This window comes from Dorea longicatena (assembly GCF_024168045.1).
Lineage (GTDB): Bacteria > Bacillota > Clostridia > Lachnospirales > Lachnospiraceae > Dorea_A.
Window position 1 is genome coordinate 2645945 of record NZ_CP100126.1, and the last position, 19973, is coordinate 2665917.

Below are 19973 nucleotides of genomic sequence, written 5' to 3' on the forward strand. Positions count from 1 at the left end.
AAATGACCAATCAACCACTCCTTTCTCTACCAGAACATGTGTCTGGTGGTATTCGGTTTTGCAACCTGAAGGATGACTTTATCTATTCCGTCACTGTATCTTCCGGCTGCAAGATATTTACTTCTGAGTCTGTTCAGTGCCTTACGGATCTGCCTCTGTTCCCCGGCTGTAATCTGCAGTCGTTTCTGAGCGAGGTCGTATTCACTTACTTTTTTCAGAAGAGCTTTCGTTTCTTCCAAACATTCATCCTGCTCACTCTGTGCCTGTAGCTCATCATTCAGTGCCACCACGAACATATTTTTCATAATGTTATCCATCTTCAAATAGTATTTTGTCATCTGGCTGACCTCCTTTTTTTGTTACACCAACCATATCACAAGACCTCCGTAATAGCTACTCCAACCGTCCAACTTTTTCACTTTTATCGTTCCGGCTGGTTCTTTGCTTTTTTCTCTTTTCCAGATGCTTTTTCATCCTTGGTTTCCGGTGTTTTTACAGGGTCTCCGATTGCGAACTCATCGGTTATATACTCCTGTTCCTTTGCACCAAAATTGCGTTCGATATGGTTTCGTATACTGTAGGAAGCCTGACGGACATCATTTAAAAAGTCTCTCAGTTCCTGCGGATCTTTCTTTCCGCATTCATTCCTCTGTGCAATATACTCCAGATTGAATCCGGTAACATCCACACCATAACGTTTCGCAATCACATAGGCTGCACAATAAGCCTGTGCACTGACTTTCTGTCGGCTGTAGGTTCCAGTATGCTGGTCCAGTGCTGCACACGCCAGTTCTCTGTTCAGTGCATGGAATGTCGTTACTTCACTCATTCCGTTGCGGATATAAATGGTACGGTATCTCGGATTGTACTGGGCCTGCACTTTGTCTGGCAGATCATCCTCAATCTGCACACGTACCGACTGGTCTTTTAAGACAGTTCCTATCAGTTCTGTCAGACTTCGCTGAGGGCGTTCTTCCAATGGCTTTCCAGACATCTGACTGATGTCAAATCCTTTTCCGATCGTATACCCTCTCCGCATTTCACCGTCTTTTTCGTATTCAGTGGAAATCATATAAGTAATGCCATGCTCCCCTGCTTTTACTGAACGGTGTTCTTCTCTCCAGCGTTCATAAGACCTTACTACCTTAAAATCTGGATGCTGTCCGTAAATCAAAAGCAGATTCGGAGTTCTCTGTGTATTACACTCTGCCATAAAATCCAGAAAGCCTTTCAGTTTTTCTCCATCCTGAAAAACTCCCTGTGCCTGTGAATCTACTTCAGCCCATACCTCTTCTCTTTCCTGCTGCTTCTTGGCTGCATATTCTTCCTTGGTCAATTTCTGTTCAGGAATCTGCTGTTCTTCCGTTCCACCTGAAATCATATCTGTTAAATCCATATACATTACCTGCCTTTCGTTTTCATATTCTTACGTTTCTTCCGGCTCTCTCTGGCATTTTTCCGTCTGTCTGGACGCTTGCGTTTCTCTTCCTGTTCCTTACGGATATCTCCGAGTTCTTTCCGCACAGATGGTTTTTCATTCTTTTCTTCCCAGCTAGTTTCCCGACCGGAAAAAATATTTTTGTTGCGCAAGAAAGGTTCGGATGGATTCTTTACTTCCCCCTCCTGCGCCTGTGTAAAATTTCCTTCCGGAAAAGCCTCATCCCCGATCTGAAACATTTCTTCCGCATCATCCAGTTCAAATTCTATCTTGCCTTCCGGCAGGACAACGGTCTCTGTCCGTACATTCTCCCCGGTTTCTTTTTCCATCTGGTTCTCTGCCTTCTCCGGTGCATTCTCTTTTTCCACTGCTTCTGTAACCATAGAGCCTGATTCTGCTTTTACAAAATCCAGATTCATCCGGTCTAATACCCGGTTCATCTTTGCTGCATCATCTGCAAATACCATGACCTCTGTCTGATCCGGATTCACCTTATTCTTGATAACTACATATAAGATGCCCCTTGCCTTGGCCTCTTTTGCAAATTCTTTCAGACGGTCACCCGGAACAGTAAAAAATTTCATCGGGCGCTGTTCCTTTAACATTCTGGTAAGTCTTGTTTTCCCTCTTGTCTTTTTCTGGTCCTTCAAAGCGGCAGCAATAAAGACTGCCACATGCTTTGCTACATTCCCGGTGATCTTCAGCGAATACTCCATCCCTTCCAGACTGTACCGTACCACCTGATCTGCCGGTTCTGCTCCGTAATTCATACTTATCTCACCTCCTGACTTTTCTGCATTCTTTCTTTATCTTCCACACGTTTTTCATCCTGACTCTGTTCTTCTGCTTCCTGAAGTCTCGCTTCGATTTCCAAGGAATGTTTCTCAATCTGAACGGTCATACGAACTTCCTTACGGAGTCGCTTCAATTCCTCATTGATTTCGGACAATCGTTCTTCCCCCGTCTTGCTGCCCCCATTCCGATACAATCTTCTGCGTTCTTTCATAAGTTCCGCAATCTGCTTTTGCAATGGCTCTCGGTATGCGGCAAGCTGCTCTCTGGTTATGATGTCATGTTTCATCAGAAATTCAATCTGTTCAATCCTGCGGTCCAGTTTCCGGATATCCTCTCTGACAGCGTATGGACTCCTTTTCGGTCTTTTTGGCAGTACCCCCATTTGATATAAATAGGAATAATACAGTGCCTGAATCCCGGTCAGTTTCTTTTTGGGATGAATCTGTACTGCCTTTTGATAGACTCGTTTCACCTTGGGCTGTAGTATCTGCCCACGTATTTCCTCTTCAGAATAATTTTTTCCAAGGGAACGCAGACGAATATACCGCTCCATTCCCGGAGCTTTTAAAGAAATGTATTTCCTGTTCAGTTTCCATGTATAACCCCGCTTTTCCATCTCTTTTAGGAATTGTGACCAGGAGTAGCTTTCCTGTACCGATTCCCTGATATCCAAACGGATCGCCGTTCTCCATGTCGGCTTTCCTTCCTGTTCTGCTTTCCACTGTACATAAGGGATTGATTTTTTCTGATTGGATTCAATGATAGACAGACCATATTTTCTGCACAGGTCATCGGAAATCTTACGGATCTCCGTATAATAACTCTTGGCATTACTATGGTACTTATGTCCGTCCACCATGCTTACAGAATTCCAGACAATATGATTGTGATAGTGTCTGGTATTAAGATGTGTTGTTATGACGACTTCAAATTGTCCTTTTAAGAGCCGGTCTGCCAATTCCTGCCCGATGAGATGTGCCAGTTCCGGTGTCACTTCACCTTCTGCAAAACTCTGTACCAGATGGTATCCTTCTACACCGCCCATCTTATGGAATCTCTTTTTCGTTGCCAGCATATCTTCATACGCATTTTCATTGGTACATCCGATGGTATCTTCGAAGACCGCCTGTTCCGTCTTGGTCCGATTCATGGCATAATCGATGGCAGCCTCCAGAGAGTCCGCTTTCTGTGTGGTTTTTTCTTTATCTTTCACATATTCGATAGAACGGTCCAGGCGGTGGACGGGGATAACACTTGTATAAGCCATCCGGCATTACCACTCTTCCTTTACCAGATGCCATGTTTCTTTGGTAAGCCGCAGCATTTCCTGAATACTCTGCTCGCTTGCCATACCAGAAGCATTGGCAACATGTGCAAGCTGATTGGCATTGTTGCATAAGCCTGCAATCTTTCGGAGCAATTCGGGATGATGCTCACAGGGTTTTGCATGAACCTGCGCTCCTAAAATCAACGAACGCATAAACTCTTCCCGGCTCAGACCGCTTCTTTCGACCTGCTCATTCAGTTCCCTGACTTCCCTTGCATTAAGCCGTACCGGGATCACATGGTTTCGTTTTCGCATTGCATCACCGTCCCTTCTTTTTTCTCTTCCTCTTTCATCATACCGCCAAGATCCTCATCGGATTTTTTCGCTGCAACCATGCAACAGGTCACTATCACTCCTATAAATCCTCCGCTCATCAATGCGATTACAATCATTACTCCATTTCTTAACATGACTTGATCCTTCCTTTCCATTTCCGTCTGTGTCCGGGGGATTGGGGTTCTCCCCAAAGTGCGTTTGGATATCCAAACGCTATGCTTGCAAAACGAGTACCGCCAGTTTCTGTAGCACCGGATTGACTCGATTCTGATTTATTTTGATTCTTTTATCTGTACCAGTCCATCAAGTGTCGTACAAATGATATGGAGTCTGTCTGCCATACTGATTTCGGTATTCATTGTTCCTGTCACTTCTTTCCCACATACGACTACCATCCGGCATCTCCGTAAAAGGATATGGGACATTCTTCCATATCCCTGCATATCTTCTGCATCAGACTCTTCCAAGAATGGTGAGAATACAAATCTCGGACAGATTGGTACATACCCAAGTTCATAGATTTTTCTGCAATATTTCTGCACTTTTACCCGGCTTTCTTCTGCTGAACAGCACACATAAGCCAGCGCCTGTTCCATACGCTCCATCTCCTTCCTGCATCCAGTTGGATGCCACTCATTTTCTCTATAAAAAACAAGATGTCCAATTGGACATCCCGGCTACTTTTCATCCTCTTTCTGCTCTGCTTCTAATGCAATTTTCACTCTGTCACTTCCCAGTTTGTAGTAGGCATCTGTTACCTCAATTCCCACTGCACGATAACCTGTCATAACCGCTGCAAGGACAGTTGTTCCTGCTCCGACAAACGGGTCCAGGATCAGCCCTCTCGGTTCACAAATCTGGATAACATCTTTCATAAGCTGCAACGGTTTCTCTGTCACATGAATCCGGTTCTGCGGATTGCCATATCGGAAGACGCCCGGCAGACAAGATACCGGACGGTTGATCGGCATCGGTCCGTTACTGCCCCACACAATATATTCAGCCTGCTGGCGGAAACGGCCTTTCTGTGGACGGGAGTTTCCCTTATCCCACACCGCTGTTCCTCGCCAGATCCATCCTGCCCACTGCAATGCATCGGTAATCGATGGATACTGACGCCAGTCAATGAACAGACAGATCGGAGCACCTTTCTTGCAGGCTTTCCGCACATCATAGAGCCATTCAGCCATCCAGTGCGTCCAAGATCTCTGGTCTTTGTTATCCCCATCGAAATCCGGAAGTGCATTGGCAGCACTCATACTGCTGTATTTCTGATTTGTAGTACGATTTCTTTCATTCTGTTTTGTTCCACCGGATGCATACGGCGGATCGGTAATAACTGCATCAAAGATTCCCGGCTGGAATGCTTTGACCAGTTTTAATGTATCTCCATGTAATATTTTCCAGTTTTCCCCTTCAGTATATTCCTCCGGGTATGTTCCCTCTTTCATAAGTTCTTCCAAACTCAGGCCATTTGTCATAGGCATCATCCTTTCTTTTCTCAGCGTTCCGGCTGATTTTTCTTCTTTGTCTTTTTATTTTCTTTGGGCGGCGGACTCAACTCAGTTTCTACATATTCGCTGATAATCAAAAGTGCTTTGTAATAGTCCCCACTTTCCAATACCCTTTTACGCATTTCTTTTGCTTCTGCTGTCTGTTTATTCTTTTTCAAAAGAGTTGAGGCATCGCCCATAATGGAAAAAATATTCCCATCATGTCCAAGGAGCTGTAACTTGGGACGTTGTTTCTCAGGCTTTGTCGGAATCTGCTCTGTTTTCTTTTCATACATTTTCGGCTGTTCCATATTAGGATGCCAAAATGCACATTCATCGTTCCACCATCTACCTTGATATCCCTCTGTTCAAATCCTTCACCCCACCCGTCACTGTACTGCCCTGTAATGTATTCGGTGAATTCCTGTAGTTCTTCCTGACTTAAAAATTCATTTAATTCCAGTTTGGTACAGCCGTACAGGATTCCGTCTTTGTTTTCTATCGTAACAACTGCACTTTGTATCTTTTCCTGAATGGACTCACTTCCGTCAAAATACTGCATGAGATCATCTTCCCCATAGCGTTCCAGTTCTTCTCGGATGACTTCTTCATAATCGGCAAGTTCTGTTCCATCTAATGGCATTCCATATTCATCACTCTCCGACCACTCTTCTTCCCATTCGGATTCTTCTGAATAAAGATTTCCAGTCAGCTCCGTCAACAGATGTACGTGCATCGTTCCTTTTTCTTCCATTCTCTATCACCTTCTTTCTAATGGTCTGTCCCTGCATTTATTTGTCTGCTTTTTTTCTTTCGCAAGGTCTGCATAATCTGCCCTTCTTTTTCGGCAGATTGCAATAATCTGATACGTTCCCTCGTAATGTTTTTTCATCTGTTCTTTCGCCCATCTCCGGCAAAGTCATTATCGGTGCAGATTTCAATTTCTTTGATTTCCGGATGGTTCTTCAGAAACTCTTCCAGTGCATCCGGCAGCTTTTTAAAACGTTCACTCTGTATCTGTGTGTTTTCTTTCGGAGCAGCGATTCCCCAAGGGAAAGACGATATTTATCCCTCTTTCCTTCTTCCAGTGTCATGTGGGCCAGTGCATCAATACACGCTTCATATACGACAACTCGTTTTGTTTCTCTTTCAGGTGGAATACAAAAGCTGTACTTTTTTTCACTCCCGGTCTGCTCCATCTTGAATCCTTCCCGTTTTTTTCATAGATTCCTCGCAGGAATGCATATCTTGCTTTTCCGGATTCATCTTTTCCAACAAAAACAGCGTTATGGTACGGGACACTTTCATAAAGGATTTCATGCGAAATGCAATACGTGATCACTTCATCGCTGATTCCTCTGTGGTTTAAATAAGCCCTGATTCGTCTGCAATTACAATATCTCTCCGGCAGCTTAAAGGGTGGTTTTTCCTTTTTCGCAGACTGTGTCGGAATAAAAGACGGACTCTCTTCGCACAACAGTTTTACGGCATCTGTAAATTTCATTCCATCTACTTCAATCAGGAACCGCAGTGCGGACACGCCACCGATATCTCTGGATTTCCAATGCCATTTGCTGGACAGTTCATTGATTTTAAAACTGTCATGATCCGTCAACTGCCATTCATTTCTGGTCCTTGTCTTTTGCAGTCTCTGTGCCTGATGCGTTCGCAAATACTCATACGCAGTCATATTTTTGCTGCCTGAATCTCTTCTTCCGTTACCCAGGCATTACAGAATGGTATCCTGAAGAGCCAGTACCTTATCGGTTCGCTCCCAAGGAAACTCCTTTCTTCCAAAGTGTCCAAAAACTGCGGTCTGACGGAAAATCGGACGGTTCAGCCGAGAGATTCCATGATCTGGACAGGTGTCACTCCAAACACCAGAGGGATTGCTGCCGCCAGACAATCATCCGCACACACTTTTCCTGTACCAAAGGTGTCTACCTCAATCATAACCGGCTCTGCTACTCCGATTGCATAAGCCAAAGACACCTGACACTTGCTTGCAAACTCAGCAGCTACTATATTTTTGGCGATATACCTTGCCATATAAGCTGCCGAACGGTCTACTTTCGAACAGTCTTTTCCCGAAAATGCACCGCCGCCATGCGGAACCATACTGCCATAAGTATCCACCATCAGCTTTCTTCCGGTCAGTCCGGTATCTGCATCAAATCCTCCGCACACAAATTTTCCTGACGGATTGATCAGAATCTTCGTATCCTCATCCGGCGGCAGTAATCTGAGTGCTGAGCGAAGCACTTTCTCTCTGATCTCGGCATCTAACTTCTTCAGGTTCTTTTCTGCACCATGCTGGCAGGAAACAACAACACTTTCCAGTCTCACTGGTTTTCCATCTTCATATTCTACGGTTACCTGTGCTTTTCCATCCGAAAAGATATCTTTGATATATCCGCTTCTTCTGCAAGCCGAAAGTTCACGTGTGATCCGGTGTGCCAGAACAGTCGGCATTGGCATAAGCTGCGGAGTATCATCACACGCATATCCGACCATAACACCCTGATCTCCAGCTCCCCTGCTTCTATCTCTTAATTTTGCGCCGATATTATCCCGAAATTCTTTCGACACACTCACTGCTTTCGCAATATCTGGACTCTGCTGGTGTACAAACGTATCCATTTCTATCCCATCTGTACAATATCCACACTCTTCTAAAACTTTTCGGATCACATCAAACACTGGTGGTTCATATCCGCTGGTGATTTCTCCTGCTACAAACACATTTCCTCTTGTAGCAAGGACTTCACACGCCACTCTCGAAGATGGATCGTAACGCAGACATTCATCTAAGATTGCATCTGCTATCTGATCGCATACTTTATCCGGGTGTCCTTCTGTTACTGATTCTGCTGTATAAAAACGTCTCATCTTTCTTCTCCTTATCTACAGACAGGGCAGGCGCTGCCTTATGAACATCTCCTGCCCTGTCAATTGGTTTATCCTGTAATTTTTATTTTATTTTACTTCTGTTTCTTCTTTGTTGTCTGTCATTTTTGACTTCTTTCTGCGGTATACAGTCACTCCTGTAGCTGTTCCGGCAGATGCCAGTGCAAGCAGAACAAACGGCCATACTTTCTGGTTATCACCTGTTTTTGGTGCATTTGTTTTTTCTGTTGTTTTCTCCGGTGTTCTGGCATCTTTCATTTCTACTTTCTGGACTTCCATTGTATCTTTCAATGTGAATGTAACATCTTCCGCAATCTCGTAACCATCCGGCGCTGTGATCTCACGCAGAGTAAGTTCTTCATTGACCGGGAGCTTTGCAACGGAATGTGGCTTTCCATCCGTAATCCACTCTTCCAAACAGTTCCATCTTTGCGGATGATCTGAAGCTTTGCCCCTTCCAGTTCTTTTCCGGTTGTTAGGTCTGTTTTTGAAATTTCCACTTTGGAATATTCGTCTTTCATCTCAACCTTTGTCACACTTCCATCTTCTTTGACTTCAAACGTCACATCGCTGGCAGACACATAGCCATCTTCATAAGGAGCCAGTTCCTCATGTAAGGTATAACTTCCTTCCGGCAGTCCGTAAATGACATGTTCTTCCTTCGTACTAATCCACTCTTCCACAACAGTTCCGTCTTTATCAATGACCTGCAGTTTTGCTCCTTCCAGCTCATTTCCGGTTGTTGCATCTGTTTTGGTAATACGTGTTTCTGTCGGCTGATTCTCAACTTCTTTGTTCAGTTCAATCTTTGCAAGATTCTGATTTTCATAGGTTGCATCTACATTCCATACTTCTTCATTTGGAAGATATCCGGCTTTTCTGACTTCCTCTTTGACATAGTATTTTCCATGTGGAAGATCACTGTCGAAAGTAAGTGTTCCCTTTGTATCTGTTGCTTTCTTTTCCAGCAGGGTATCTTTCTCTACGAGAACCTCTCCCTGATTAGAAAGAATATCTTCCGCAGCATACAGTCCAAAAATAACACCTTCCAGCTTTTCTCCTGTGACAGAATCCTTCTTTTCTACCGATACGGAAACTTTCTGTCTTTCATTTTTATAGGTAACGCCTTCATAAACGACTGCCTGTGTATCATCCTCTGCTGTCAGGGTAAATTCTTTCTGTTCTGTATTCAGGACAAAATTCTCTCCTGCTACAACCTCTTTCAGATAATACGTTCCCAGTGGCAGATTGTTGATAACTGCTGTTCCATTTTCATCTGTAGTCAGTTTGGCTACCAGATCATCTTTCTCATAACGAACAACTGGATTTCCTTCTTCGTCCTTTGCTCCGTCCGGTGAATAGATGGTATCTTTGGCATATACTTCGAATTCAGCACCTTCTACTCCGGTTTCTTCATATTTAAAGCCTTTATAATACCTGTTTCTTCTTTACCAGATACGGTATTTCTTACTTTAGAAACCAGTGCTTTTACTTTTGCCAGAACAGAATCTCCGGTTACTTCGGTAAGCTGTTCTCCCTTTTTCGTCAGGAGCAGGCTTCCTACCTGTTCGTCATTTTTCTGTTCTACTCTACAATCGCAGCTCCTGTATCCGGATCAATCTGATGTGCAGTGTTTGAGGATACTGTAATTACAATACCATTCTGTGGATTTTCTTTATATGTTCCTTTTGTAGTCTGCTCTAATGGTGAAATAATCGTTGTTCCATCATACAGGGACTCTTCGCTTCCCTGTCTTACAAATCCTTCCGGTGCTTTTACTTCTTCGATTCGATAGGTAGCGCACTTCAGTTCCTGCGGTGTGATCAGATATCCTTCCTCATTTGTTTTGAATACACTGATCTTTTCTTTCTTCGGATACTGAACAACCTGTTCCACATATTTCTTATTTGTCACATCGTAAATCTTATAAGAGGCTCCGGCCTTTAAAACCGTATTTCCAGTCTGTGCATCCTTCTTTACGATTTTCAACAAAAATTCAAACGGACGGTCATCAAATACTCTCCACTGCATTGGTTCTCTGCTGTCATTTTCCACATTTACAACAAATGGATCAATGGTTTTCAGATTCTCGGGGTAGTGCTTTCCACTACAACATAACTTCCATACGGCAGTTCCGGGCTGACTGCATATCCTTTGTATCAGTGATCAGTTCCGGTACTGGTACGGCGGTTCCATTCTCATAAGTAACTGCAACCTGCTCTTTGCTGAAGTCATAATTTTGAAATCACTTGCTGTATAGCTTTCTCCATTGGACGGTTTCAGTTTCCCATTTTTCACCTGTGTCAGGTCGCTGATCAGATATACCTTAAATCTTGCTCCTGCAACCAGGTCGTTTCTGTCTGCTCTCCATCTTCACTGATTTTGATTAACTGGAATGCCTGTTTCTTTACCTGCTCTTTTACCGTAAGGTCTCTTGTCACTTCGCAACATCCTGACCTTCATAAGTTACTGATACCTCATATTTGTAGTATCCAGTGTATATCCTTCCGGTGGAGTGATTTCTTTTAGATACATTTCTCCAAGGTATAATTCTGAAAATTCCAGTGTTCCGTCATCTCCGATGACTCCCTGTGCAATCAGGCTGTCCTGTTTATACAGAACTCCTGTTGTGCCATCCGGATGCACGATGTCCTCTTTGCATAAAGACCATACACGCACCACGAAGAGCACTGTCCCCTGCGCTTTAAATGCAAGTGTTTCTTTATCGATCTTTGCGATTTTTACTTTTCCGGTGACTCTCTCATCTGTTGCTGTTACATTCAATGTCTTTCCGGCTGCAACATCTACTTTATATACTTCTGTATTCAGTTTATATCCTGTCGGAGCAGTGATCTCTTTTACATACACAGTTTTCAGTGCAGAATCAAAATAATCGCTGACTGCTTTTCCATCTCTTCCGGTTGCTGACATTGTCATCAGCAGGTTTTCACACTTCTTATCAGTATAAATACCATAAACTGCTCCTGACAGTAGATTCTGTGTATTGACATCTTTCTTCATAAGTTCAATGCGTGTCATATTCAGCCACTGTACACTAAAACTTACCGGAGCTGCTGTTTCACTTTCAAATACACCGATATCCTGCTTGGAATTTCCGGTTGTCAGCACCAGTGTTCTCCATGTCTTTCCGACAGAACCATATAAGTTGCCGGAAGCATAACTGCCTGTCAGTAATAAATCCGCAGACAGATAGAATGTATCTCCACCATAAATCTGGATTTTTCCATTTGTAACACTTGTTCCTTTGGAAAGATTATGTGCTGTCACATTTTCCGGTACACTCAATGTCACATAGTTTCTGTGATCTCCAGACAGTGTGATATTTGGTGTTTTCTGGATGTTTCCATCCCGTACTGCATTCAGCTTTGTGCTTGAAAGGCTCAGTTCACCTTTTGGCGGTTCTTCCTGTCCAAACAGATAATTGATATATGCGATAACCCCTGCATTTACAAGGTCATTATAATTACACCCTGTAAATCCGGCTTCTCCTGCATAAGCGTAGCTGGCTGCAATGTGTGTATACACATACTTTTCATCTTCCGTTTTTCCAGACAGATAACTTCCTGTCAGATCTCCTGCCCCGCCATAACCATAATAAAGGACTTTCTGTAGATTTTTATTGCTGTCCAGTACCTGTGCTACATAACTTCCACTCGGTGGGGATGCTTTCTGGGACTGAAGGCAGTATGCAATTTTTCCATTGACTGTAAACAGGCAAGTAAGATAATTTCCAATATAACTTGGATAATAAATAGTTCTCCCCTTTGTCAATGTAACTGTGGAACCGCTGCTTGTAGCTCTTTCAGCCGCAGACAATACCATCACATTTCCCTCTTCGATGTCCTCTTTCAGTTCTTTGACTGCCTGTGCAGATGCATCTTCTTCGGATGTTTCAATTTCTACATCTGTGTAGTTCTGCACAGGCGAATCCGAATCATCTTCAGATTCTGTATCTGACTTCTGTTTCTCTCCACCATTTTCTTCAGAATGTGCCTGACCTTCTGTATCCGTCAGAGTCACTTTCGGGTGATGGTATAGCTGTCACTCTTATCTTTTGGAACGACCATATAAGTGGCAATATATGTTCCTGCTTTGTCAGAATGATACTCTCCACCATTCTCATCTTTGATACTTACAAGCGTAACATCTTCTTTTTCTGCATCATAATGGATTCCTTCCATACAGGTTTCCACCGCAAATGTTTCATCCGAAACCGCTTTTGTGATATCATCTGCTGTAACCGATGTATCTTTCTGGCTTGTTACCGCCTGTACTTCCGTCTGCTGTTCCGAGCCTGTCTGTTCGACCGCAAACGCATTTACACTGCTCAAGGTACTGATGCCCATCAGGACAGCCAGTCCAAAAGCAGCTATTCTGGTCTTTAATTTTCTAACCTTCATGTGCTTTTCCTTCCTAATTATAAATAGATTTTTTTAATTAAATACCGCAGAAGATGTTTCCTCTGCGGTACGTTTTATCTTGTATATCGATTTTTTTCTTTTTTCACTTCCTGTCTGGTACGCTTCACCGCTTTCATGACAGAATCTGTTGGAATCTGGTTATCCTTATATCCTTCCAGAATTCCATCCAGATAAAACTTCGATGGTCTTGCCGGAACATCTTTGTGCGGAGCGTTCATCATATATACAAACACTCTTTCTCCACTCCATCCTGATTTTTTACCTGAATCGATTCTTTCCCATAAAAACTTGGGAATCCTTCATAAAATCCAGACTCTTCTCACACGCTTCTGTGATTTTCCATAAACTCCTTCGACACAGCTTCCCTTTTCCGGCAGTACCGTTGCTACCCGTTACCCGGAGCCTTCCTCGAAATGCCAGCCGATAATTTCAAGCCGGACATTTTCCACAACTTCCGCAGCCGGACACCTGTACTTCATCTGCTCCAGATTCATGTTGCTGCCATAAGCGAAGTAATATCTATCTTCCATTTTTTCTCACCTCTATCTGACTCCTTCTGTCCTTTGATTTTTCTTCAACACTCATACGTGCTTTTATCATATCTCCACGCAAGATCACCATCCAGATTTGCCAGCAAATGTTTTCGACATTTTTATATTCGTCTCCAATTAACCCAAGTCTCAATAAAAATGTACGAAATGTAAATGCTGGATTTTCTGATATCAGTGTCTTTTTCATCTGTGTCGATCTCTGATTGATCGCCTGTGCGGAAATGGCTAATGCCAGAGTAATATTTGCTCTTACCTTTCCTGCATGAAGTGTGCTTTCAAAACAGCGCCATTCCAAAGTTCCTTTTGAAAACACAGCATGAAGATTCAGAGCATAATAACGGGTATGATCATAATGGGTATGACTTCCATCCCTGCCTCCATACCAGACATTTCTTACTCGGTCCATTGTGATTGATTTATTTGGTATTTTTCGGATTTTCTCCAATACCTCCGGTCGCACCCTCTGACAATAACTATTTGCTCTTCTCTCCTGCACTTTCAGTGCTTTGAACAGAATATCTTCCTTTGCATACATAATTGTCAGTGCATTTTTCAGCTTGCGGTGTATGATTCGATGCATCTACATGAACATGCTGACCACAGGACTCATTTACAAAACCTCCATTCCGTCGCAGACAGCGTACTACTTCCTGTAACTTACCCATTTCATCATAGGATAATTTCGGTGATACCATCTCTGTTGAATATTCTCCGCCTGCGTCTACAATTCGACCGTATACTTTCCGTTGTGTATAAATGCTTCCATCAGACATAAATTTCCACTTTTTTCCTTCCAATCTATCACTGACCAGATTCCGTAGTCGTGCCGTCATAATATGCTTCTGTTCCAAACATTTCAGCAACAACTTCTGCAGCACGTTGTCTGGTAATCCCTGTCATTTCGATTTCTGTGCCAAAGTATTGGTCTTTTATACCGATCATGCCTAATGGATTCCTTTCTCAGACACTTCCTGTTCGTTGAGTTCGGAGTCTGCCTTTTGTAATAGTTTGCCAATTGCCTCGATGACATTGACAGTTACCCCGTTTCCAGCCTGTTTATAAAGCTGTGCATCAGAAGTGCTGTCTATGATTTTATTTATTTGCCAATCATAATACCCTGCAGACGCAGACACTCCCTTGGAACTAATCTTCTTATTCTTCCGTGATACAAGATGCCATGACGATCGGTTGCAGTAATTGTGAACATCGGTTCTTCTGGATTTTTCATACGTCTGCCATTCTGACGGACATTTTCCTTGGCTGGTGTAAGGACTGCTCTTGCCCTTCTTCCCTTAATACACCGGAACATTCTCCTTTGTATTTATGGATTCCGCATTGTCGGGTATTAAGGCTTCTGCATTCTTCAGTTACCAGTGGCGGCGGAGACAAATCTACAAAATGAAGTGTTCCCTGTTGAATACCTGTAGTCAGGTGTGTGCTATCTGATGTCCAACTCTTCCTCTCCTGCTGTTGAGATTCGCATAGCCTAAATCGATGCTGTCACCCTCTCTTGCAAGTTTGTAGCCGAGCTTTGTATTTCTTTAATTGGAACACCACATCATATAATCCTGTCTTTCCACCCATTCCTCCGGCCTGTGATGTCAGGGTACAGCTTATCCTTTTGGACTGTAAACTCTTTTCCCTGACTTCCTGCCCGGATTTGAACAAGAGCTGCTCCATTTGTTTCTGGTTCAGGTAATACTTTTCCGGCACATCGGAAATCAAGATATCCGACAATATACACCCGTTTTCTTGCTTGGGGGACTCCGAAATCCTTGCTGTTAAGCACTTTCCATTCGACATGGTACCCCAGTTCAGAAAGCGTACTGAGGATGGTGCAAAACGTCCGGCCTTTGTCATGCGATAACAAACCGGGAACATTTTCAAGGATAAAATACGAGGGTCTTTTAGCTTCAAGAATCCGGGCAATTTCAAAAAAGAGAGTTCCTCTTGCATCGGCAAATCCTTCTCGCTTTCCGGCGATAGAGAATGCCTGGCAAGGAAATCCTGCACAGAGTAAATCAAAATCTGGCATTCGTTCTGGTTCGATTGTTCTTGCGTCATTACAATACCACTCCCCTTCCGTATCAAACAGCAATCGGTAGTTCTTATCCGCATAAGTATCCACCTCACAATGTCCGACACAGACAAAGTTTCCTGCCCGTCTTAAGCCTTCACGAATCCCCCGATTCCGCTAAAGAGATCAAAAAATTGAATGGTTGCGGCTATCAACCTCCTTTTTGCTGATAAAAACAGGCGGCATGATCTCTCATACCGCCCTTCGTTATTCTGTATCAATTGGTTACCATTCTGTTGGTTCTTCTGCTTTGGTTTCTTCTTCCAGATCAGTTTCACTTTCTGTTTCAGTTTCCTCTTCCGGTTCGCTTTCCCCTTCTGGTTCGTTTTCCTCTTTCGGTTCGCTCTCCTCTTCTGATTCGTTTTCCTCTTTCGGTTCGCTCTCTCCATCTGGTTCGCTTTCCCTTTCCGGCTCAGTGCTTTCTTCCGGTTGAGTTTCTTCTGTTCCAATTCTCCAGTTGTCTGTTCGGATTCTTCAGGCTGATCTTTGCTTTGCCATTCGGCCTCTGCCTTTTCCAGTGCTTCTTCTATAATCTGAATTAAGAAGTCTTTCTGTTTCATGTGTTTCTTTCCGATGACTACTTTTAATCTCTGGAATAATTCCTCTGATACCTGTACTGCTACTGTTCTTACTGCTCCCATGCTTATTTCTCCTTTTCCTTCCAGTCTGTTGAAATGTTCTTCAATGACCTGTTGTAAAAATTTTTGTGTGCTGCTTTCTGTGAGTTCAATCTCTTCTCTTACTTTCTCATGTAAGTCCATCGGGATCTTTCCGCAGATATTTTTCATCTCTGCCATAACCTTTCTCCTTTCTTTTCGCTACACACAACATACTCCAAAGCCGCATGAAAAGCTATTCACAATACCCACCAAAGATAACGATGCATTTCTTGCCTTGCCCCTAGCAGATCCAACAATGTATGTATCGTGCAATCATAGGCCTCACCCCCTTTACAAATTTTCCATTTGAGATAGAAAATCCATCATCTGATCTGGTATTTCTTCCGATGATAGTTTCGTTGTCGATTGTTCCGTAGTGCCACATATTCCTAATTCCCGAACACTTTCTTTTATCGTCTTTTGAATGACTTCTTCCATCCATTTCCGATCCTCTTTTTCCAGAATTGCCTGAACCAGATACTGGCTTTTCTGCCCTTCTGGAACACTTTGAAATTTCTCCCATGCCCTCTGGTGTTCTGGATTTTTCAGGTTCGGGCGGAACGAATACACAGGGCGTGTCATCTCGTCCACATCTGCTCTACAATCCGTTCATACCCTGTTGCGTTGGCATGGACGTCCTCTATAAAAACGGGCGGCAAATCGCGTCCTGTGCGGTCACGTGGCGTTTTAAAATTGCGGAGCCTCCCCCCATAAATACGGTGGGTACTGCCCGGAGATCAAACCCGGATTCTGTCACCGCAGACAGTATTCTTTCTATATATTTCCGTCCGTTTTCCTGTATGATCCGTCTGGCCTCCTCTGCCATACTGCAAGATTCCCTCCGAAGCACACGCTCAATTTGAGTTTCTGTCACAGACAGTCCGGTATTTCTACGCACTTGTTCTGCTGTCTCATCAATACATCGGATTACTCCAAGTTCCAGACTTCTGCACGTTGCTGCATTCGGAACAGCATTGTCCAGCCTCATAAGGTCAACGGTCCAGCCACCAATATCAACAAGCAGAACAGACGGTTCATTCTTCAGATACTCTGGATGCAGAGCAAGCGCAGAGTATCCCTGTGGGAACAGTTTCACATCTTTTATTGTTATCTCATATAACTCACTTTCATATAAAAATCGCACTGGCTGCTCTTTCCGCAACAGATACTCCCTGAATCCCTGTTTCTCTCTTCCAAAACTTGAAAGCGGAAGTCCGACAGCCAGAATTACCTCTGTCTTTCGTTCCGCTTTCCGATGCTTGATTTCTTCTGCAATGGCTGCCAACGTCAGCAGATAATAATTATCATTTGACGTTTTATTTTTTACCAGCGTCTGTCTTCCCGTACCGCAGACATAATACTTTCCTTGATATTGCAGAACATTCTGCATGGTATACGGCTCGTAATCATACCCAATAATTCCACTTGGGAAAGACACTTGTCTTGTTTTAATGGCATAATAGCCATGATCAATTCCTATGATTATCACAATCACACCCTTTCATTTTTCTGTTTAACGTAAGGTCAAAAATGCTTTCACTGCTGCAACGGATTGTTGCAAAAGTGCCATTCGTGAACACTTTTCCATGTTCCAGCGTCCCAAAACCTGCGGAAAATCTGGCTTTTTTATACCACTATCGCCAGAGGAACACTACTGTTCCTTCGCAGCCGGTTATAAAATATCCCTCTCCCGGCGGCGGTCCAGCCTGTCCGGGGGAGGGATATATCGCAAGTTTCCTTTTTGAACAATCGCCTGTCTTTTTATTTTTATGAGGTGTTTTTCCTGCTTTTGTAAAATGGGAAGATACTCCGGTTCTGTCAGAAACTTCGTATGTAATTCCCCTTTTCTCCCAGCTTGTTATCATTTCCTAACAGCTCCATTTCTACCATGTAATGGGTATCTGGATGAAATCTCTTCTCACACAAAATGCTGTCCCCTTTTATATAATCAGATTTAGCCGATTCTCTTGCTGCCGCCAAGAGTTCATAAATACTTACTTCCACCTCTTATCACCTCCCAAAAGACCAGAAAAAAGCAGACCTCTTAATCGAAGTCTGCTCCTGTCGGATATGGTAATCCTCTTTCTTCATATTTTTTATCGATATAATTTCGAATCCATTCCCTGTATTCTTCCGTTAATGCCAGTTCCTGAAATTCTAACAACCACTTTTCCCCTTTTGCTTCGTCATCAAGCCATCGATCTTCTATGCACTCCGGCTCATCTAACATTTTCATCATCGCTTCAAATGGCTCTTTTACATCATCACCAAATTCTTTCCATAAGGCGATTCCATAGTTCTCCAGTTCAAAAAATTCTGTCAGATATGTCAATCGTTCCATATCCCCCAATGTCATTCTTTTTTCACCTGACAATAATGCTCGATCTCTTTTGCCACATAGATTTAAAAATTTTCTCTTTTCCATCTCCACATCCATTATACTTTTACCTCTTCCTGTTAAAAATAATTCCTTATTACGAAACATTATAAAATTTAAATTCTTTAGAATCAATATATATATTTCTGTATTACGAATCTTTTTATTTTATAAGGGGAGTTCATCATTATGCAAAAGATTAGACCAGATATGGATATTGGTAAAAATATCCAAGCAATTCGATATAAAAACAATATGACTCAAGACCAAGTAGTTGCAAAATTAAATCTTATGGGTATCTCCATCACCAAAAGTACCTATGCCAAACTGGAAACAAATCGCATGAACATTAAGGCATCTGAATTAGTTGCACTTGCAAAACTCTTTCATACCGATATCAATGCTTTCTTTTCCGGCTTGCTATAGTTCGACATTCCCCGACTCCCTGTGTATATAATAGCATATTAAAAATAAGAACCAGTCTATATTCTTATCGGATATAAACCAGTTCTTTTTTCTTATCAAATAATATAAAAGTGACAGGGAATTCAGATTCTTATCTTCTGTCACTCATGTAATTATTATTCTATTTTAAATTTAATGAATTTACCCATTCTTGAATTTCTTTTTCAATGTTATTTTCTATATAAACGTCATACACATTTTTCCACATTATCTGTGTATACTGTTATTTTCAACCCCATAATTATAACTTGGTACACGCTATACACTACTATAAACTGTACTCCATTTTAGGGTAGCCAATGATAATGGTTATATCCCGCCGCACTGGAAAGACCAGAACCACCGCCTATCAAAACGGCATCTGCCTGACGGATTTTTTCTGCCAGAAAACTGACTTGTTCCTCCTTTTGCATACACCACTTTATCTCCTTTTTTATATCAGATTCCACACCTTTTATTTTGCTTGACTTTTATTTTTTTACTTGTTAAAATTAAATTTACATCAAGCATTAAAGTCATGTTATCATGTAAGTTTAAAAATTACAAGAAGAAAATTCGAGGTGACAAATGAAATATTCCACAAAGCTTAGTGACACCATTCATATTCTTATATTTATTGCTCTTGGAGATGACGAACAACTCTCCAGCACAAAAATTGCAGAAAGTATCAAGACAAACCCGGCTTATGTCAGACAACTTATGGCAACCCTGAAAAATGCAGGCATTGTTGTCAACACACAAGGTCATGCGAATGCCGCTCTTGCAAAATCGGCAGATAAAATCAATATGTATGACATCTACCGAGCTGTAGAGGGCGATAAGCCGCTGCTTCACCTGGACACAGATACCAATCCGGATTGTGGAATCGGTATCAACATTCAATTCGCTATTGGGGACTTCTATCATGAAATTCAAAATATGGTAGATGAAAAAATGAAATCCATTACATTGCAGGATATTATTGATCGGTATTATTTTAAAATCAGGAAAGTTAAAAACCTTTAAAATTGAATGTGTCATCGGTATCACTGATGATGACAAACATGGCTGTTCTCTGATTGCCGATCATATCCAGTTCCATTTCGTCATACGACATGCTTTCTCGAAGCTCCTGAATATCAAATGGTGAAAGTCTGGCACCACAGGAAATCAAAATCGATTTTGCA

General features: G+C 42.5%; 20 protein-coding genes and 7 pseudogenes. 2 read left to right on the forward strand and 25 right to left on the reverse strand.

Annotation, left to right across the window (positions count from 1 at the left end; genetic code table 11):
• Positions 1–26 precede the first annotated feature (26 nt).
• The 24 genes and pseudogenes from NKF87_RS12605 to NKF87_RS12705 all read right to left on the reverse strand — a co-directional run bounded on the left by NKF87_RS12605 (position 27) and on the right by NKF87_RS12705 (position 18390).
• Entirely contained in the window at positions 27–338 is a 312-nt protein-coding gene (locus NKF87_RS12605) for a hypothetical protein (RefSeq protein WP_235250576.1), read from the reverse strand.
• 83 nt (positions 339–421) lie between these two features.
• Positions 422–1396 carry an ArdC family protein gene (locus NKF87_RS12610; protein WP_208728534.1) on the reverse strand — a complete coding sequence of 325 codons (975 nt, stop codon included), beginning with the start codon at positions 1394–1396 and terminating at the stop codon, positions 422–424.
• Between the two features lie 5 nt (positions 1397–1401).
• Positions 1402–2208 carry a PcfB family protein gene (locus tag NKF87_RS12615; protein ID WP_015513334.1) on the reverse strand — a complete coding sequence of 269 codons (807 nt, stop codon included), beginning with the start codon at positions 2206–2208 and terminating at the stop codon, positions 1402–1404.
• A gap of 2 nt (positions 2209–2210) precedes the next feature.
• The gene (locus tag NKF87_RS12620) at positions 2211–3500 is read right to left on the reverse strand and encodes a relaxase/mobilization nuclease domain-containing protein (protein WP_015513333.1); all 1290 of its coding nucleotides are present in this window, start codon (positions 3498–3500) and stop codon (positions 2211–2213) included.
• A 6-nt stretch (positions 3501–3506) separates the two neighbouring features.
• On the reverse strand, positions 3507–3815 hold the full coding sequence (locus tag NKF87_RS12625) for a plasmid mobilization protein (RefSeq protein ID WP_015513332.1): 309 nt from the start codon (positions 3813–3815) through the stop codon (positions 3507–3509).
• Entirely contained in the window at positions 3794–3970 is a 177-nt protein-coding gene (locus NKF87_RS12630) for a DUF3789 domain-containing protein (protein WP_015513331.1), read from the reverse strand. Before NKF87_RS12630 ends, NKF87_RS12625 begins: the two co-directional genes overlap by 22 nt.
• Positions 3971–4108: 138 nt before the next feature.
• Positions 4109–4432 (reverse strand): hypothetical protein, encoded by a 324-nt coding sequence (locus NKF87_RS12635; RefSeq protein WP_015513330.1) that lies wholly within the window; start codon positions 4430–4432, stop codon positions 4109–4111.
• 81 nt (positions 4433–4513) lie between these two features.
• The gene (locus tag NKF87_RS12640) at positions 4514–5317 is read right to left on the reverse strand and encodes a DNA-methyltransferase (RefSeq protein ID WP_226793175.1); all 804 of its coding nucleotides are present in this window, start codon (positions 5315–5317) and stop codon (positions 4514–4516) included.
• Positions 5318–5337: 20 nt separating this feature from the next.
• Positions 5338–5508, reverse strand: a complete 171-nt coding sequence (locus tag NKF87_RS12645; protein WP_253583657.1) for a hypothetical protein — start codon at positions 5506–5508, stop codon at positions 5338–5340.
• Positions 5505–6083 (reverse strand): hypothetical protein, encoded by a 579-nt coding sequence (locus NKF87_RS12650; protein ID WP_253583658.1) that lies wholly within the window; start codon positions 6081–6083, stop codon positions 5505–5507. Before NKF87_RS12650 ends, NKF87_RS12645 begins: the two co-directional genes overlap by 4 nt.
• A gap of 6 nt (positions 6084–6089) precedes the next feature.
• Positions 6090–7072, reverse strand: a pseudogene (locus NKF87_RS14525) (DUF3991 domain-containing protein).
• Positions 7059–8218, reverse strand: a pseudogene (gene metK, locus NKF87_RS12660) (methionine adenosyltransferase). The pseudogenes NKF87_RS14525 and metK overlap by 14 nt, the downstream one beginning before the upstream one ends.
• Before the next feature lie 87 nt (positions 8219–8305).
• Positions 8306–12657: pseudogene (locus NKF87_RS14610) on the reverse strand (SpaA isopeptide-forming pilin-related protein).
• Between the two features lie 74 nt (positions 12658–12731).
• Positions 12732–12911, reverse strand: a complete 180-nt coding sequence (locus NKF87_RS14615) for a hypothetical protein (protein WP_330642783.1) — start codon at positions 12909–12911, stop codon at positions 12732–12734.
• Positions 12912–13070: 159 nt separating this feature from the next.
• The gene (locus NKF87_RS14620) at positions 13071–13208 is read right to left on the reverse strand and encodes a hypothetical protein (protein ID WP_330642784.1); all 138 of its coding nucleotides are present in this window, start codon (positions 13206–13208) and stop codon (positions 13071–13073) included.
• Positions 13209–13220: 12 nt separating this feature from the next.
• A pseudogene (locus NKF87_RS14545) lies at positions 13221–14171 on the reverse strand (amidoligase family protein).
• A 2-nt stretch (positions 14172–14173) separates the two neighbouring features.
• Positions 14174–14404, reverse strand: a pseudogene (locus NKF87_RS14625) (DNA cytosine methyltransferase); the annotation flags it as partial.
• Positions 14326–14538 carry a hypothetical protein gene (locus NKF87_RS14430; protein ID WP_330642788.1) on the reverse strand — a complete coding sequence of 71 codons (213 nt, stop codon included), beginning with the start codon at positions 14536–14538 and terminating at the stop codon, positions 14326–14328. The pseudogene NKF87_RS14625 and the gene NKF87_RS14430, both read right to left, overlap by 79 nt.
• A gap of 249 nt (positions 14539–14787) precedes the next feature.
• Positions 14788–15357 carry a DNA (cytosine-5-)-methyltransferase gene (gene dcm / locus NKF87_RS14435; protein WP_334304158.1) on the reverse strand — a complete coding sequence of 190 codons (570 nt, stop codon included), beginning with the start codon at positions 15355–15357 and terminating at the stop codon, positions 14788–14790.
• Positions 15358–15395: 38 nt separating this feature from the next.
• A complete protein-coding gene (locus NKF87_RS14440; RefSeq protein ID WP_330642790.1) occupies positions 15396–16103 on the reverse strand; it encodes a hypothetical protein in 708 nt (235 codons plus the stop codon).
• A gap of 153 nt (positions 16104–16256) precedes the next feature.
• A complete protein-coding gene (locus NKF87_RS12685; protein WP_007884594.1) occupies positions 16257–16547 on the reverse strand; it encodes a hypothetical protein in 291 nt (96 codons plus the stop codon).
• Positions 16544–17451: pseudogene (locus NKF87_RS12690) on the reverse strand (plasmid segregation actin-type ATPase ParM). The gene NKF87_RS12685 and the pseudogene NKF87_RS12690 overlap by 4 nt, the downstream one beginning before the upstream one ends.
• A gap of 186 nt (positions 17452–17637) precedes the next feature.
• Positions 17638–17969 (reverse strand): annotated as a pseudogene (locus NKF87_RS14630) (DUF5720 family protein).
• A 40-nt stretch (positions 17970–18009) separates the two neighbouring features.
• A complete protein-coding gene (locus tag NKF87_RS12705; protein WP_226799356.1) occupies positions 18010–18390 on the reverse strand; it encodes a hypothetical protein in 381 nt (126 codons plus the stop codon).
• A gap of 141 nt (positions 18391–18531) precedes the next feature.
• Between NKF87_RS12705 and NKF87_RS12710 the strand changes: the two genes are divergently transcribed.
• A complete protein-coding gene (locus NKF87_RS12710; protein ID WP_005341369.1) occupies positions 18532–18768 on the forward strand; it encodes a helix-turn-helix domain-containing protein in 237 nt (78 codons plus the stop codon).
• A 326-nt stretch (positions 18769–19094) separates the two neighbouring features.
• Here NKF87_RS12710 and NKF87_RS14275 read toward each other — a convergent pair whose 3' ends face one another.
• Entirely contained in the window at positions 19095–19220 is a 126-nt protein-coding gene (locus NKF87_RS14275; protein ID WP_270604489.1) for a hypothetical protein, read from the reverse strand.
• A gap of 154 nt (positions 19221–19374) precedes the next feature.
• On the opposite strand from NKF87_RS14275, the gene NKF87_RS12715 reads away from it, so the two are divergent.
• Positions 19375–19812, forward strand: a complete 438-nt coding sequence (locus tag NKF87_RS12715; protein ID WP_028087392.1) for an Rrf2 family transcriptional regulator — start codon at positions 19375–19377, stop codon at positions 19810–19812.
• Positions 19813–19973 lie beyond the last annotated feature (161 nt).